Genomic DNA, 263 nt, shown 5'->3' with positions numbered 1-263 from the left:
CTTTAAAACTCCAGGGACACTTCTGGGACATTGCGCGGAAGTGAAGCGCAAAAGAAAAAACCCGCTGCAAGCAGCGGGTTTTGATTTGGCGGAGTGGACGGGACTCGAACCCGCGACCCCCGGCGTGACAGGCCGGTATTCTAACCGACTGAACTACCACTCCTGGTAGACAACGTTCGCTTCTTGCGAAGCCAAGTGTTGACCACTTGTGCCGGCTCCACTTGCGTGAAACTGGCGACCCTACGGGGATTCGAACCCCGGTA

At 56.7% G+C, this 263-nt stretch carries 1 tRNA gene; it reads right to left on the bottom strand.

The window, feature by feature from the left end:
• Nucleotides 1-86 precede the first annotated feature (86 nt).
• Nucleotides 87-163: transfer RNA gene (locus CVH10_RS21495), tRNA-Asp, on the bottom strand.
• Nucleotides 164-263 lie beyond the last annotated feature (100 nt).

The sequence above is a fragment of the Halomonas sp. ND22Bw genome (genome assembly GCF_003011945.1).
In the GTDB taxonomy this organism is placed as follows: Bacteria; Pseudomonadota; Gammaproteobacteria; order Pseudomonadales; family Halomonadaceae; genus Halomonas; species Halomonas halophila.
The sequence above is the reverse complement of the archived record's forward strand: the minus strand, read 5'-3'. Positions and strand labels throughout refer to the sequence as shown.